This is a genomic window from Dialister sp. i34-0019-2H8, from assembly GCF_042846925.1.
Lineage (GTDB): Bacteria > Bacillota > Negativicutes > Veillonellales > Dialisteraceae > Dialister.
Genome location: NZ_BAABYQ010000001.1, coordinates 2,326,462 through 2,340,465 on the forward strand (window position 1 = coordinate 2,326,462; position 14,004 = coordinate 2,340,465).

Below are 14,004 nucleotides of genomic sequence, written 5' to 3' on the forward strand. Positions count from 1 at the left end.
TTTCATGAAAAACCTTCCATCTAGAAGGGAAAAACTTCATGAGATCAAATTTTTCCCGATCCCGCCCGAAATTTTTTGATTTCATAGAGTTTGACAAGTTATAATAAGGAGGATCATATATTCAAAAAAAGGAGAACCCACTATGCACGGCGGAGACGCAGATGAATTTATCGATTACATGAATGACGGAGAGGCCTCTGTCCGTCACAGGAGCTTTGTCTATCGTTTTTCCGGTCTGAAATACCACGCCGGACGGCATCAGTATCGGATCAGCATCGAGAAGTATCGCTTCACGAAGGAGCCTTTCGAAGACTTCATGGAGCTTGTCTATCACTACGAGTCGGAGGATGCAGAGGATGTCCTGAATCACCTCACCGAAGACATCCTCTGGGATGGAAAGAGCTTCTACGAGCTGGAAAAAGCATTGACATGGATCGACTGGTGACTAGGGACTAGGGACTAGGGACTAGGGATTAGGGATTAGGGATTAGGGATTAGGGATTAGGGTGCTCGTCTGCCCCTTCCTCCGGAAGGAGCAGACGAGCACAGCGAGGCGAGGCTGGTTGCGATAGATTCAATACTCCGCGGCGCTTCTATTTTTATGCGCCGCACCAACATTTCTCATTTCTAATTTCTCATTTTAAGTTCCAGTTTTTCTCCATGATAAGCCAACCCATACTATCGCAAATAAAAAAGCAGCCTCGCGGCTGCTTTTTTATGTTGCTCAGTCCTTCGGACGAATGACAACGTATCTGTACGGTGCTTCGCCTTCGGAATCGGTGGAGACGGCGTGGTCGTCCTGCAGAGCCAGATGGATGATGCGGCGTTCACCGGCAGCCATCGGTTCGAGACGGATCTCTTCGCCCGTGCGTTTCACCTTGCCTGCGAGGCGTCTGGCGAGGGCTTCCAGGGTATCCTGGCGGCGCTCTCTGTAGTTTTCGACGTCAAGCAGAATGAAGTAGTGATGGCGGAAGGATTTCCCTGCGGCCAAGTTCGTCAGGTACTGGAGTGCATCCAGTGTCTGTCCGTGCTTGCCGATCAGGATGCCCAGGCCATCGCCCACGAGATTGATCATGATCCGTTCTTCGGTCATGCGGCATTCCATGGTGACGGCAAGGTGCATACCGGCAAAGACGCCCGTAAGGAAGGTCTTTGCTTCTTCCGCGACCTTCTTCTGTTCTTCCGGATCGAAGGTCGGCTCTTCGCGCTCGGCTTTCTTCTCTTCTGCCGGCACTTCTTCCTTCACTTCTTCGGCAGCTTCTTCTGCCTGTGGTACTTCGGCCGGCGTTTCTTCCTTCGCTTCTTCGGCAGGGATTTCTGCCGCCGGTGCTTCTTCGGCAGGAGATGCTTCTTCGACAGTGTCTTCCGCCGCTTCTTCATCCGGTGCGGAAATGTCTACGACCGCCATCTTCTTGTGGATGAGGCCGAAGAGTCCGCTCGAGGGCTGTTCGACGACATGGACGACAGCTTCTTCGCGGCTGATGCCGAGCTTTTCCAAGCCTTCAGCGACAGCCGCTTCGATGGTTTTTGCTGTGATTCTGACTGTTCTCATTTTTCATCAGCCTCCCCGGTGCTCTTAGCAGGTACTTCTGCCTTAGCCGGCTTTTCATCGCCGGCCGGTTCTTTTACTTCTTCAGGAGCTTCTGCTTTGGAAGGAGAGGCTTCTTTGTTTTCGTCTTTTGGTGCATCCGCAGGCTTCTTCACAACTTTCTTGATGACTTTCTTACGGATGATCTTTTTCTTCTTCACTTCCGCTTTCGGCTGGTTCTCCCCATGGACGGTGAGTGTTCCTTTGGGAGCTTTGCCGCCGATGCGTTCCTTCATTTCGCCCCAGTACATGATGGTCTGCTGGACGAGCTGGTAAAGGTTGCAAACGATCCAGTAAATGACAAGGCCGCTCGGGAAGTTCAGGGACATCCAGCCGATCATGACAGGCATCATGAGCAGCATGGTCTTCTGGTTGCTTGGTGCGTCCTTCGGGGTGGTCTGCCAGGAAATGATGAAGGTGGAGGCAGCAGAGAGGATCGGAAGGATGTAGGTCTCATCCGGTACAGCCAGGCTTTCCAGCCACAGGAAGCTCTCGTGGGCCGGATCATAGGAAAAGCCCTGGAGTGCGTAGTAGATGGAGATCAGGAATGGCATCTGGATGAGGAGCGGCAGGCAGCCGGAGAGCGGAGAGGCTCCGTTTTCCTTGTAGAGCTTGCCCATTTCTTCACGCAGCTTCTGCGGATCATTCTTGTATTTCTTCTGAATCTTCTGCATTTCCGGCTGAATGGCCTGCATGGCCTTCATGGACCGGATCTGTTTCAGGGCGAGCGGGAGCAGCAGCGTCTTGATAATGACGGTCAGGACGATGATGGCGATCCCATAGCTCGGAAATCCCAGGTCTTCTGTCATCTTATAGCAGAATTCCAGGCAGACGCGCATGACCTCTGCGAGGAGTCCGACTAAGCTCGACAGAAACGGAATCTGAAAATCACTCATTGGTTACTCCTTATACGGCCTATATTGCAGCCGTTACATGCCCGGGCCTTCTGAATTTCAAGAGCCCGGTGAGTTTTCGGGAAATCGATCGGCGGTTATGGTGGGATGGATGGCCGGGAATTGGTAGCTAGTGACTAGGGACTAGGGACTAGGGATTAGGGATTAGGGATACGAAATGAGAAATGGCGATGCAGCGCATCAAAGGTAAGAAGCGCTGCCAGTTTTAAAACTCGCGGCGCTTTCATTTTATTTTGCGCCGCACCTTCACTCCTCACTCCTAATTCCTCACTCCTCACTTTTTTCTATGCGAAGCATTGAAAAAAGACAGCCTCTTCACGGGAGCGGGTCGTATCCACCTTTATGAAACGGGTGGCACTTGGAAATCCGCTTGATCGCGAGCCAGCTGCCTTTTAGGGCTCCATATTTTTGAAGCGCCTGCAGTGCATATTCGCTGCAGGTCGGGTAGAAACGACAGCAAGGAGGCTTCAGGGGAGAGATAAACGCTCTATAGAATCGGACAAGACCGATCAGAAGCTCTTTCATCTTATTTCACCAGAATTCCGGCTTTGCGCCACAAGGAAAGGATCGCTTTTTCCGCTTGCTGATAGGTGGCGCCCGTCAGGAAGATGCCTGAGAGCATCACCACTTCATAGTGGGGCGAAAGCTCAGCCATATGAAGGCGGTAGACCTCCTTCATAAGACGTCTTGCACGGTTTCGCGCAAAGGCGTGGCCGATCTTCTTCGTAGTTACGAAGCCCATACGGGTGCCCGGCTTTTTGGTTTTCACCACATAGCAGAGCCCGGCCCGATTGCTGAAACGTTTGCCGGATCTGTAGATCCGACGGTAATCCCTGTTCTGTCTGATACGAGAAGAGCGGGGCAGAGTATACCCCACCCTCTCCTCGCTGATTTCTTGATTAGGCACTTAATACCTTTCTGCCCTTTGCTCTTCTTCTCTTCAGAACAATACGGCCTGCTTTTGTTTTCATACGAGCACGGAAACCGTGGGTCTGTTTTCTCCAATGGTTGTTCGGCTGGAATGTCATTTTTGCCATGTATAAACACCTCCTTACATCGTGTTGTGCCATTTATTTGCACCATAACAGAATAATTATATCTAAGAGAAGAGGGGATGTCAATAAAGTTTGGAAGGAAATCTTGACAAGGGGGTTGGCGGGTTCAGGGTTAACCCGTGGGGCGGGGCGTCCATTGATTGTGAGTGAAAGCCTTGTTCGAATGAGGAATTAGGAGTGAGGAGTGAAGGTGGCGGCGCATAAAATTATGGAAGCGCCGCGGAGGTTTGAAACTAGCGGTTTTCTCGTATCGCAAACCTAATCCCTAGCTACTAATCCCTAGTCACTAGTCATTCGAAGCTACTCATCCCTGCTTTCAAACTTCAGGGCTCAGGGTTTTGGCGGCGGCTTCGCCGAGATCCTTCGGCTCAGGTCGCAGCTGTTCTGGCATCCGTTATCTCACATACGACGTTTCTCGCCGCTCAGGATGACGAAACGGGGCGATGCTCGAAAGTCGTATTCAAGTCACCAGTCACTTGAGGCTCCTAATCCCTAGCCACTAATACCTAATCCCTAGCCACCAGTCACCAGCCACTAGCTCCCCTTCGATTTCCACAATAGCATCCCGCTTCCTGCTACGATGAGCGCGCCGCCGATCCAGGATGCCATGGTCAGGACCTCTCCCCAGAGCGCCCAGCCCGCCACGATATGAAAGAGAACGCCGGTGTACATGACGAAGGTGACGATCATCGGGTGGATGTGCGTCGCCCCCCATGTGAAGCAGACCTGTGCAAAAATAGCAGAGAAGGACAGGGCAAAGAGCCAGAGGCATTCTGCCGCATCAGGTATCTGAAGATCCTCTCCGAGCATCAGCAAAAGACCGCCTGCCATGCTGTAGAACTGAAAATAAAAGACGATCTCTCCGCCGGAGTGGCCGCCCTTTTCATTGAGCCTGCCGATGCAGGTGTAGGCGCACGCCGAGCAGAAGGCCGATACGATGCCGACAAGTGCGTAACCGTTAAAGGAGGAGTAATCCCAGATCCTCAGCACCACCGCCGCGCCGGCAGCGATGATGAAGAGCCAGACACGCACCTGCCCAGACGGCGTGGTCGCAAGGAAGATCGGCGAAAGGATGCACATGAAGAACGCGGCGAGCTGGACAAGGATCTCCGCATCGCCCAGTGTCAGCCCCTTGAGACAGAAGAAAAAGAGCAGGATGCCCATCCCGCCGAAAATGCCGCGCGTATGAAGGAGCAGTCTGTCCTTCCCGGAAAAAAGCGGGAGCGACTCTCTCTTTGCGATGAGCGGCAGGAAGAAGAGCCCCACGAGGCCGCGTACAAACGTCAGCTCGCCGGTCCCCAAGTAGGAGACCGCTTTCGCAGACACGTCCATCAGTGTGAAAAGAAGCGCGGCCAGGATCGAGGCAAGGATGCCGAGTGTCATAGAAGAAGGTTTTGTAGTCATGATTGGGTTCAATAGGTTCAGGGTCAGCCCGTGGGGCGGGACGCCCCTTGACCCTGAATGAAAGCTTTGCTCGAATGAGGAATGAGAAGTGAGGAGTTAGGAGTGAGGAATTAGGAGTGAAGGTGGCGGCTTCGCCGCGAATATATATGGGGGCGATGCCCGATTAAGAATCATTCTCGCCCCTTCCTCTGGAAGAGGCAGACGAGCGAAGCGAGGCGGGGTTGGCATCCCCGTGTGTGAAAATACCGCTTCGAGAGCCAACCTCCGCCCCTTCGGGGCACCTCCTTCCAAAGGAAGGAGGGAGAAAAGCGGAGTGCGTTGACTGGTAACTAGGGTTCAGAATTCAGGGCTCTCGTGGCGGCTTTGCCGAGATCGATGACGAGGTCGCAGCTGTTCTGGCATTCGTACTCTCACATATAGCGTTTCTCGCCGCTCCGGATGACGAAACGGAGCGATGCCCGATTAAGAATCATTCTCGCCCCTTCCTCTGGAAGGGGCAGACGAGCGAAGCGAGGCGGGGTTGGCATCCCCGCATGTGAAAATACCGCTTCACGCAGCCAACCTCCGCCCCTTCGGGGCACCTCCTTCCAAAGGAAGGAGGGAGAAAAGCGGACTCCTTTGACTGGTAACTAGGGTTCAGAGTTCAGGGCTCTCGTGGCGGCTCCGCCGAGATCGATGACGAGGTCGCAGCTGTTCTGACATTCGTACTCTCACATACGACGTTTCTCGCCGCTCAGGATGACGAAACGGGGCAATGCCCAAAGGTCAGCGGACGGCAGGTTTCCCGTTTTGGGTTTCCACACATCAACCGCCACCCGTGAATGACAAAGATTTCTCGCTTGCGCTCGAAATGACGATACGGGAGTCTGATGTCTCTGAGTCTCCAGTCCCTAGTCACCAGCTACCAGTCACCAGTCACTAGTCACTAGTCACTAGTCACCAGATCCGCCATTTCCTTCGCCCATGCCTTGGCGCGGGCGAAGTCCTCTTCATTCGGATGCTTCTCGGCCTCCTCCAGTCGGGCAAGGCGTTCAGGGGTCATTTCATGGGCCGTCTCCTGAGCAAGCCCTGCCAGCTTCTTCTGATGGAAGGAATTCACGCGTCCCTGACAGAGGAAGGTGCCAAGACAGGTGGCATTCTCGGGAAGAAGAGCGGCGGCATTTGCCAGATACATCTTGGCCGCCTCCGAATCAGGCCAGGTACCGGCGGTCGCATAGATCGCCACATGTTTTCCGAAAAGGGAAGAAAGCGTCTTCTGCGCGAGAGGATCTGCGCCCCGGCGGTAGCCCCAGAAGCCGACAAAGACAAGGTCGTAGGAAGAGAGGTCGTTTCCCTCGCGCCCCTCCTCCATGATCTCCTTCTCTCCCGGCAGTGCCTCAAAGATCGCCTCTGCGACCGCCTTCGTATTGCCCGTGCGGGAAGACCAAAGGACTAATGATTTCATAGAAACCTCCTTTTATAACAAGTTAGGAATGAGGAGTGAGAAGTAAAGGTAGCGGCGCACAATTCATATAGCGCCGCATAATAAACTAATTTCTCATGCTCCTGTCTTCCCCATTATCCACAGACTGCACTCGTTTGTCAAAGAATTGACACGCTTCATAAAAATCACTATCATGAAAAATAATGTGACTTTATCCATTTCTATACTCTGCGGCGCTTTTTAATTTTTTCGCGCCACTCCAACACTCCTCACTCCTCACTCCTAATTCCTCACTCAGAAAACTTCAATTCCACATTTTGCTGATACATTTACAAAGGAGGGTTCGTATGCGTCGCTGGATCATGCATGTCGATATGGACGCCTTTTTTGCGTCTGTCGAACAGAGAGACGACCCCGCGCTCCAAGGCAAGCCTGTCATCGTCTGCGGAAAGAGCCGCCGGAGCGTCGTTGCGACCGCCTCCTACGAAGCCCGCGCCTTTGGCGTACATTCGGCGATGCCTCTCTCGCAGGCGAAGCGCCTCTGCCCCCATGGCTGCTTCGTCGCGCCGCGCTTCGAAGCATACCGTGAAGCATCGGATGCGATCCATCAGGTCATGCTCCACTATGCGGACGCCTACGAGCCGATCTCCCTAGACGAAGCCTTCCTCGACATCTCCGGCATGGGAAGCCAGTATCCGACGCTTGGCTCGATCGGACGCGCCATCAAAGAAGAGATCCGCTGCGCCGTGCATCTCACAGCCTCTGTTGGCATCGCGCCAAATAAATTCCTTGCCAAGATGGCGAGTGACATGAATAAGCCGGACGGCCTCTGCATCATCCCCTACGGAAGAGAGCAGGAAGTCCTCGCACCCCTTCCCGTGCGCCGTCTTTGGGGCGTAGGCAGTGTCACGGAGAAAAAACTCCTGGCCGCCGGATTTCGCACCATCGCCGACATCCAAGAGGCAGCGCCGGAAAAACTCTCCGCCCTTCTGGGGAATCAGGGGCCTCTGCTGAAGGCCCTCTCCCTTGGCATCGACGAGCGCCCCATCATCTCTTCCCGGCAGGTGAAATCCATCGGCGATGAATCCACCTATGAATATGACCTGACCGATCGCCCAACGATAGATCGGGAGATCGCGATCCACAGTGACATCGTCGCACAGCGCCTTCGCAGGCACGATCTTGCCGCGCGCACGATCTCTCTCAAGATCCGCTTCGCGTCTTTCAAAACCATCATGCGGAGTCTGTCTCTGGAGGAAGGGACGAATCTGCAGGAGACCATCGACAGTGCCTGCCAGACCCTGCTTTCCCGCATCCCGCTCACCGAAGGCATCCGCCTCATCGGCGTCACCGCGTCGAATCTTGGCGCGCCTCTGTCCATCCCTTCGCTCTTCTCAGACAAAGAAGAGAAGCGCGCCCGTGCCGCCAGAGCCATGGACAGTATCCAGCAAAAATACGGCAGGAAAGCGCTCCGGAAGGGATTCTGGCTGGAAAAATAGAATTCGGGGTCATCCCGCGTAGCGTTCCCTCCCTTGATCGCACGAGAAAGAGGTTCCGCGGGTTCTATAGTTTCAAGAGGTTCAAAGGGGTTGGTGCGGCGCATAAAAATCAGAAGCGCCGCGGAGTTTTGACAGCGCTTCGCTCGAAATGACGATACGGGAGTCTGATGTCTCCTAGTCACTAGTGACTGATTACTTGAATACTACTTTCGGGAATCGCCCCATATATACTCGCGGCGAAGCCGCCACCTTCATTCCTCATTCCTCATTCCTCATTCCTCATTCCTAATTCCTAATTCCTAATTCCTAATTTTCTAGAACCCTGAACCCGACAACACGAACCCTCTTCCCTCTTCCTTCATGCGCTATAATGAAAGTATCCCAAACATTTTCAAGAAAAGAGGTCTTACTATGGTCAATACAGAACGAATGAAACGCACCTTCACGGAGCTTGTCTCCCTCTACGCGCCGAGCAAAGGCGAGCGTGAAGTCTGCGAATATTTGAAAAAGAAGCTGAAAAGCCTCGGCGCCTCGAAGATCATCGAAGACAATGACGGCTCCGTCAATGGCGGAAACTGCGGCAATCTGATCGCCGTCTGGAATGGCAATGCCCCGGGCCTTCCCTCCATCGCGCTCACCGCGCACATGGACTGCGTCGAACACTGCAAGGACATCGAGCCCATCTTGGAGGGCGGCGTCTTCACCTCGAAAGGCGACACCATCCTGGGCGGCGATGACAAGGCCGGCGTGACCGCCATCCTGGAAGGCATCGCCCTCATGAAGGAGATGTACATCCCGCACGGCAAGATCACTGTCATTTTCACCGTACAGGAGGAGATCGGTCTCTTCGGCTCCAAGTACATCGAAGAAAAATACATCCAAGGCATTGACTTCGGCTACGTGCTCGATGCCGACGGCCCTGCCGGCTCTCTCTACAACGCCGGCCCGTCCCAGTACCAGCTTTCCTTCACCTTGAAAGGCGTCGCAGCGCATGCCGGCATGGCGCCGGAAAAGGGAACGAATGCGATCGCCATGGCCGCAGAGGCGATCACACACTGCCCGACAGGACGCATCGATGAGGAGACCACCTGCAACATCGGCATCATCACCGGCGGCACTGCGACGAACATCGTCCCGGACGCCTGCGTCGTACGCGCAGAGGCCAGAAGCCGCGATCCGAAGAAGCTCGAAGCACTCGTCGATACGATGGTCCATGCCTTCGAAACGGCAGCGAAGAAATTCCCCGAAGGCTCTCTTTCCGTCAATACAGAGAAATCGTATGATGCCTTCCTCGTCAAGGAGAGCGACCCCGCGCTGAAGCTCTTCAAAAAAGCTGCCGCCTCCATGGATAAGACCATGACCGTCGCAAAGAGCGGCGGCGGAAGCGATGCGAACTGGTTCACCGCAAAGGGCTTCCCCGCCGTCCTTGTCGGCGTCGGCATGACCGACTTCCACACCAGCCGTGAAAGCCTCAAGGAGCAGGATCTCTACGATGCCGGACTTCTCGTGTACAAGCTCATCGAGGAAGAAAGCCATCTGGGAGAATGAGTGACTGGTGACTAGTGACTGGAATGCCAGTCGCGGGCATCGCCACTATTTATACTCCGCGGCGCTTCTTCTTTTTATGCGCCGCACCACCATTTCGCATTTCTCATTTCTAATTTCTCATTCAAGTGAGGCTTTCCATCGTAATCAAGGAGCGGCACGCCCCACGGGCTAACCCTGAACCCTGAACCCAACAACAAAAGCCCATCCGGCTCTTATAAGCCAGATGGGCTTTTATTATTTTCTTAATATTTATCTCCGTACAGCTCCTTATTTCTCTGTACGATCGACATGATACGGCTGGCCGTCTCTTCGATGGCCTTATTCGACACATCGAGCACCTGGCAGTGGAGCTGGCGCATGATCTCCTTCGCGTAGGACAATTCATCCTCGATGCGGGCAATGTCCGTATAGTTCGCTGTCCCGGAGAAGCCGAGCGCCTTCATGCGTTCGCTTCGGATGGTATTCAGCTTGTACGGATCGATGATGAGCCCAATGATGCGATAGGGCGGCACCTGAAAGATCTCTTCCGGCAGCGGCACTTCCGGCACGAGCGGAAGATTGGCCACCTTGAATTTTTTGTGTGCCATGTACATGGAGAGCGGCGTCTTCGAGGTACGGGATACACCGATCAGGACGACATCTGCCTTCTTGAAGCCGGCCGGATTCTTGCCGTCATCATACTTCACGGCGAATTCAATGGCTTCGACCTTCTTGAAGTATTCTTCGTCAAGCTTGTGGATGATGCCCGGCTTCATACGGGGCTTCGTTTCAGAAATGGTCTGCACCATGTCCATCATCGGTCCAAGGATATCCACATACTTCACATGGTTGGCTTCCGCAATGCGCTCGAAATGCGCACGAAGCTCCGGGCTGACTAAGGTATGGCAGACAACAGCGCCATGCTCTGCCGCCTCTTCGATGACCTTCTGAATCTGTTCTGCATGACGGATGAAGGGCACGCGCACAACGTCGATGTCTTCATCAAACTGGCTGATGGTCGCCTTGGCGACACTTTCCGCAGTTTCCCCCAGAGAGTCGGAAACCACGTACACTTCTGGTATTTTGGACAAAAGGATGACCTCCTTTGGCATTGATTGGAAATGAGATGAGCAGCAAGGGACGGCACGCCCCTTGGGCTAACCCATGAAGCCCCTTATCTCTTCTTCGTTCCGAGATCGAGGAAGAGGCGGGTGATATTGGTCTTGGAAATGCGGCCCATCAGCTTGAATTTCTTCTCGCCCTCGGCATCCTGAAAAATGCCGACAGGCAGACAGTCGATCTCATAGTCAATGAGCTTTTGGGCAACGGATACCATGTCTTCGTCCGGCTCTGCGAAGATCATCTTCGACCGGGAGGTCATGACCATGGAGATCGGCACTTTAGTCAGATTTTCACGGCCCATAGCGGTCTTCAGCAGATCCTTTCTGGATACTACCCCCATGACATCATCGGGCTTGCCCACGAAAAGGGTCCCGATGTCTTCGGTGAAAAGAAGGACAGCGGCATCGTAGGCATTCGACTCTGCACTGACCAGAACAGGTCTGGACATGCAGGACTCTGCGGTGCAGGAACGGATCTCTGCCGCAGCCGGGTCCTCTCCTCCTCCCAGGTAGTAGTAGCCCAGTCTCCTTCTGGCGGCGATCACTTCTCCCGAGAGAAGCACCGCCAGGTCTCCCCGCAGGGCGCTTCGGGTCACATGGAGACGCTCAGCGATCATTTCACCTGTGATCGGCCCATTTTCCCGCACGATGCGGGTAATTTCTTTTTGGCGGCTGGTCAGCTGCATAATTTGCTTCCTTTTTTGTATTGACAGGAAACCGGGACTGCTCGAAAACAGCCCCGGTCACCGGAATTTTTCAGTTCAAAGCTATCGCCGGATCAGTCAAGACGATCTGGGGCCGCATGCGTCCCCACCCAGGCAACAATGTGTCTGGCTCTTCACTTGACCGCACCCGTTCTCACGGGGCAGGCAGGCTCCCTTCGGAGCGCCCGAGATCACCAGGTATAGTCTTCTGTATCTTTGATTCCTCTGCCGGTAGCTGCATCGAGCATCAGTCTCTGTTCGATACGAGCGACATTTCTCTTGGTGGCTTTGACCATGTCCGGGTTGACGGATACGTAGTCGATACCGCTCTTGACGAGGAATTCAGTGAAGTCTGGGTATACGGACGGAGCCTGGCCGCAGATGGAGACAGTCTTGCCGTCTTTGTGTGCGGTCTCGATCAGGTGGCGGACAGCTCTCTTGATCGCGAGGTTTCTTTCATCAAAGAGGGCGGAAACGGTGTCATTGTTTCTGTCGCAGCCGAGTACCAGCATGGTGAGGTCGTTGGAGCCGATGGAGTAGCCATCCACGAATTCATTGAATTTATCTGCCAGAATGATGTTGGCCGGGATCTCTGCCATGAGGAAGAGCTTGAAGTCCGGACCTCTTTCCAGACCTTCTTCCTTCATGATGGAGGTGACCTTGCGTGCTTCATCGACGGTTCTGCAGAACGGGATCATGCAGTTCAGGTTCTTCAGACCGAATTCTTCACGGACCTTCTTGACTGCCTTGAGTTCGAGACGGAAAGCGTCGGTGTAGGTCGGGTCATAGTAACGGGAAGCACCTCTCCAGCCGAGCAGGTCAGCCGGTTCTACCGGTTCATACTTGTCGCCGCCCTTGAGGTTTCTGTATTCGCCGGACTTGAAGTCGGAGAAACGGAGAACGACCGGACGTGGAGCCAGCGCGCGGCAGACCTTGGAAATGCCTTCAGCGAGCATGTCGATGACTTTTTCCGGTTTACCCTGTTCGATGAGGTAGAGCGGATGTTCATGGATGAAGGTGGTCCAGATGAATTCTTCACGCATGAGGCCGATGCCGTCGCATGGGAGGCTTGCATATTTATCAGCGAGATCCGGATCGCCCAGGTTCATCATGACGCCGGTGCCGGTCGGTGCGAAGTATTCAGCGACTACGGTCTGAGCAGCGCCCTGTGCCTGCTGCGGTTCGTCTTTCTTCACAAGGTCAGCGACGATGCCGTCATAAACGACGCCGTTCTGTGCGTCGATGGTGATATCCTGACCAGATTTCAATACTTTGGTCGCTTCTACGCTGCGGCTCTTGGTGCCGACGACGCATGGAATGCCGAGTTCGCGGGAAACGATGGAAGCGTGGCAGGTCATGCCGCCAGCATCGGTGACGATCGCGATGGCTTTCTTCATAGCCGGTACCCAGTCCGGGGAGGTCATCGTGGTGACGAGGACTTCGCCTTCCTGGAATTCATTGATATCCTTCGGGTCGGTGATGACGTGGCATTTGCCTGCTGCCATTCCCGGGCTGGCCGGAAGACCTTTGACGAGTACTTTATGATCGGTGGTCAGTTTCACTTCAGTGCCTGCTTTCTTTTCTTTATTCTTCTTGGACCAAACGGTTTCCGGACGAGCCTGGAGGATCCAGACGCGGTTCTGGTGGTCGACAGCCCATTCCATATCCATGTAGCAGCCATAGTGCTTTTCAATGGCTTTCGCATAGGTAGCGAGCTGGACGACCTGTTCATCAGTGAGAGCCTGCGCCTTGGCAAGTTCTTCCGGTACTTTTCTTTCTTCTACATCGCCGCCCGGTTTGCGAACGAGTTCGATGGCTTTTTCATTGATATGGCGGGAAGCGATGGTGAGGTCTTCCTTGTTGATGATGAAGTTATCCGGGGTGACGGTGCCCTGTACGACATATTCGCCAAGACCCCAGGAGCCTTCGATCATGATGGACTTGTCATCGCCGTTGGCAATGTTCACGGTGAACATGACGCCTGCGACCTTGGAGTCAGCCATCATCTGTACAGCAGCGGAGAGAGCGACGTTTTCATGGTCGAAGTTCTTCTTCGCTCTGTAGTATACAGCACGGTCGGTGAAGGTGGATGCGTAGCATTCCTTGACCTTACGGATGACCATGTCACGGCCGGTGACATTCAGGTAGGTGTCCTGCTGGCCTGCGAAGGAAGCATCCGGCAGGTCTTCTGCGGTAGCAGAGGAACGAACGGCTACATAGGGATTTTCTTCGTTGACTTTCTTGGAGAGTTCTTCGTAAGCATCGCCGATCGCAGTCGCGAGGTCTTCCGGCATTTCAGCGGAAACGATGCTTTCGCGGATCTTAGTGCATACTTCATGGAGTTCGACAGAGTCTTCTACATCGGAAAGCCCCTGCAGCAGTTCGTGGATCTTTTTGTTCTGTCCGGTGACATCCATGAAATAACGGTAAGCATGAGCTGTCGTCGCGTAGCCGTATGGTACCGGCACGCCGGTCGAGGTCGTCAGTTCACCCAGAGAAGAAGATTTCCCTCCGACCAGATTGACATCTTTTCTGTGCAGTTCATCAAACCACAATACATAAGCATTCTCTCTTGCGTCCATCATGTCCTCCTAAACAATGAAGATAAGAATCGTTAGCTTGAAATGTACACTTAATTTCAAATCGCTTCACTTATAGTATACCTATTTGAATAAAATGTCAAATGCATAATGTGCAAGAATGACATATTTTTATGAAATAAGGATAGACTTAAATTGGGTTCAGGGTTCAGGGTTAGCCCATGGGGCG

Annotated in this window: 13 protein-coding genes; 3 read left to right on the forward strand and 10 right to left on the reverse strand. The window is 53.8% G+C overall.

Features of this window, described 5'->3' with window-relative positions; all coding sequences use genetic code 11:
- The first annotated feature begins 142 nt into the window (after positions 1–142).
- On the forward strand, positions 143–445 hold the full coding sequence (locus ACGG9R_RS10145; RefSeq protein WP_022105150.1) for a hypothetical protein: 303 nt from the start codon (positions 143–145) through the stop codon (positions 443–445).
- A gap of 279 nt (positions 446–724) precedes the next feature.
- On the opposite strand, the gene jag is transcribed toward ACGG9R_RS10145, so the two are convergent.
- The 7 genes from jag to ACGG9R_RS10180 all read right to left on the reverse strand — a co-directional run bounded on the left by jag (position 725) and on the right by ACGG9R_RS10180 (position 6,405).
- On the reverse strand, positions 725–1,552 hold the full coding sequence (gene jag, locus ACGG9R_RS10150; RefSeq protein ID WP_390154677.1) for an RNA-binding cell elongation regulator Jag/EloR: 828 nt from the start codon (positions 1,550–1,552) through the stop codon (positions 725–727).
- Positions 1,549–2,484 (reverse strand): membrane protein insertase YidC, encoded by a 936-nt coding sequence (gene yidC / locus ACGG9R_RS10155; RefSeq protein ID WP_390154680.1) that lies wholly within the window; start codon positions 2,482–2,484, stop codon positions 1,549–1,551. Before yidC ends, jag begins: the two co-directional genes overlap by 4 nt.
- Before the next feature lie 333 nt (positions 2,485–2,817).
- Positions 2,818–3,027: a membrane protein insertion efficiency factor YidD gene (gene yidD, locus ACGG9R_RS10160; protein ID WP_390154683.1), complete on the reverse strand. Its 210-nt coding sequence runs from the start codon at positions 3,025–3,027 to the stop codon at positions 2,818–2,820.
- A 1-nt stretch (position 3,028) separates the two neighbouring features.
- On the reverse strand, positions 3,029–3,409 hold the full coding sequence (gene rnpA, locus ACGG9R_RS10165) for a ribonuclease P protein component (RefSeq protein WP_390154686.1): 381 nt from the start codon (positions 3,407–3,409) through the stop codon (positions 3,029–3,031).
- Positions 3,402–3,539: a 50S ribosomal protein L34 gene (gene rpmH, locus ACGG9R_RS10170; protein ID WP_008860520.1), complete on the reverse strand. Its 138-nt coding sequence runs from the start codon at positions 3,537–3,539 to the stop codon at positions 3,402–3,404. The genes rnpA and rpmH overlap by 8 nt, the downstream gene beginning before the upstream one ends.
- Positions 3,540–4,091: 552 nt before the next feature.
- Positions 4,092–4,961, reverse strand: coding sequence for a DMT family transporter (locus tag ACGG9R_RS10175; RefSeq protein WP_390154689.1), 870 nt, complete (start codon positions 4,959–4,961; stop codon positions 4,092–4,094).
- A 925-nt stretch (positions 4,962–5,886) separates the two neighbouring features.
- Entirely contained in the window at positions 5,887–6,405 is a 519-nt protein-coding gene (locus tag ACGG9R_RS10180) for a flavodoxin family protein (protein WP_390154692.1), read from the reverse strand.
- A gap of 326 nt (positions 6,406–6,731) precedes the next feature.
- Between ACGG9R_RS10180 and ACGG9R_RS10185 the strand changes: the two genes are divergently transcribed.
- Positions 6,732–7,883 (forward strand): DNA polymerase IV, encoded by a 1,152-nt coding sequence (locus tag ACGG9R_RS10185; RefSeq protein WP_390154694.1) that lies wholly within the window; start codon positions 6,732–6,734, stop codon positions 7,881–7,883.
- 411 nt (positions 7,884–8,294) lie between these two features.
- Positions 8,295–9,431, forward strand: a complete 1,137-nt coding sequence (locus ACGG9R_RS10190) for a M20/M25/M40 family metallo-hydrolase (RefSeq protein ID WP_390154696.1) — start codon at positions 8,295–8,297, stop codon at positions 9,429–9,431.
- A 242-nt stretch (positions 9,432–9,673) separates the two neighbouring features.
- On the opposite strand, the gene ACGG9R_RS10195 is transcribed toward ACGG9R_RS10190, so the two are convergent.
- From ACGG9R_RS10195 to ppsA, 3 genes are all read right to left on the reverse strand, one after another.
- Positions 9,674–10,501, reverse strand: a complete 828-nt coding sequence (locus ACGG9R_RS10195; protein ID WP_022105107.1) for a pyruvate, water dikinase regulatory protein — start codon at positions 10,499–10,501, stop codon at positions 9,674–9,676.
- Between the two features lie 83 nt (positions 10,502–10,584).
- Positions 10,585–11,217, reverse strand: coding sequence for a helix-turn-helix transcriptional regulator (locus ACGG9R_RS10200; RefSeq protein WP_022105106.1), 633 nt, complete (start codon positions 11,215–11,217; stop codon positions 10,585–10,587).
- A 209-nt stretch (positions 11,218–11,426) separates the two neighbouring features.
- The gene (ppsA, locus tag ACGG9R_RS10205) at positions 11,427–13,817 is read right to left on the reverse strand and encodes a phosphoenolpyruvate synthase (protein WP_390154700.1); all 2,391 of its coding nucleotides are present in this window, start codon (positions 13,815–13,817) and stop codon (positions 11,427–11,429) included.
- Positions 13,818–14,004: the final 187 nt, after the last annotated feature.

Coding starts and splice junctions, on each gene's coding strand:
- ACGG9R_RS10180 (WP_390154692.1), bottom strand. CDS start 6,405: ATGAAATCATTAGTCCTTTGGTCTTCCCGCACGGGCAATACGAAGGCG.
- ACGG9R_RS10200 (WP_022105106.1), bottom strand. CDS start 11,217: ATGCAGCTGACCAGCCGCCAAAAAGAAATTACCCGCATCGTGCGGGAA.
- ppsA (WP_390154700.1), bottom strand. CDS start 13,817: ATGGACGCAAGAGAGAATGCTTATGTATTGTGGTTTGATGAACTGCAC.
- ACGG9R_RS10185 (WP_390154694.1), top strand. CDS start 6,732: ATGCGTCGCTGGATCATGCATGTCGATATGGACGCCTTTTTTGCGTCT.
- yidC (WP_390154680.1), bottom strand. CDS start 2,484: ATGAGTGATTTTCAGATTCCGTTTCTGTCGAGCTTAGTCGGACTCCTC.
- ACGG9R_RS10175 (WP_390154689.1), bottom strand. CDS start 4,961: ATGACTACAAAACCTTCTTCTATGACACTCGGCATCCTTGCCTCGATC.
- ACGG9R_RS10190 (WP_390154696.1), top strand. CDS start 8,295: ATGGTCAATACAGAACGAATGAAACGCACCTTCACGGAGCTTGTCTCC.
- yidD (WP_390154683.1), bottom strand. CDS start 3,027: ATGAAAGAGCTTCTGATCGGTCTTGTCCGATTCTATAGAGCGTTTATC.
- jag (WP_390154677.1), bottom strand. CDS start 1,552: ATGAGAACAGTCAGAATCACAGCAAAAACCATCGAAGCGGCTGTCGCT.
- rpmH (WP_008860520.1), bottom strand. CDS start 3,539: ATGGCAAAAATGACATTCCAGCCGAACAACCATTGGAGAAAACAGACC.
- ACGG9R_RS10145 (WP_022105150.1), top strand. CDS start 143: ATGCACGGCGGAGACGCAGATGAATTTATCGATTACATGAATGACGGA.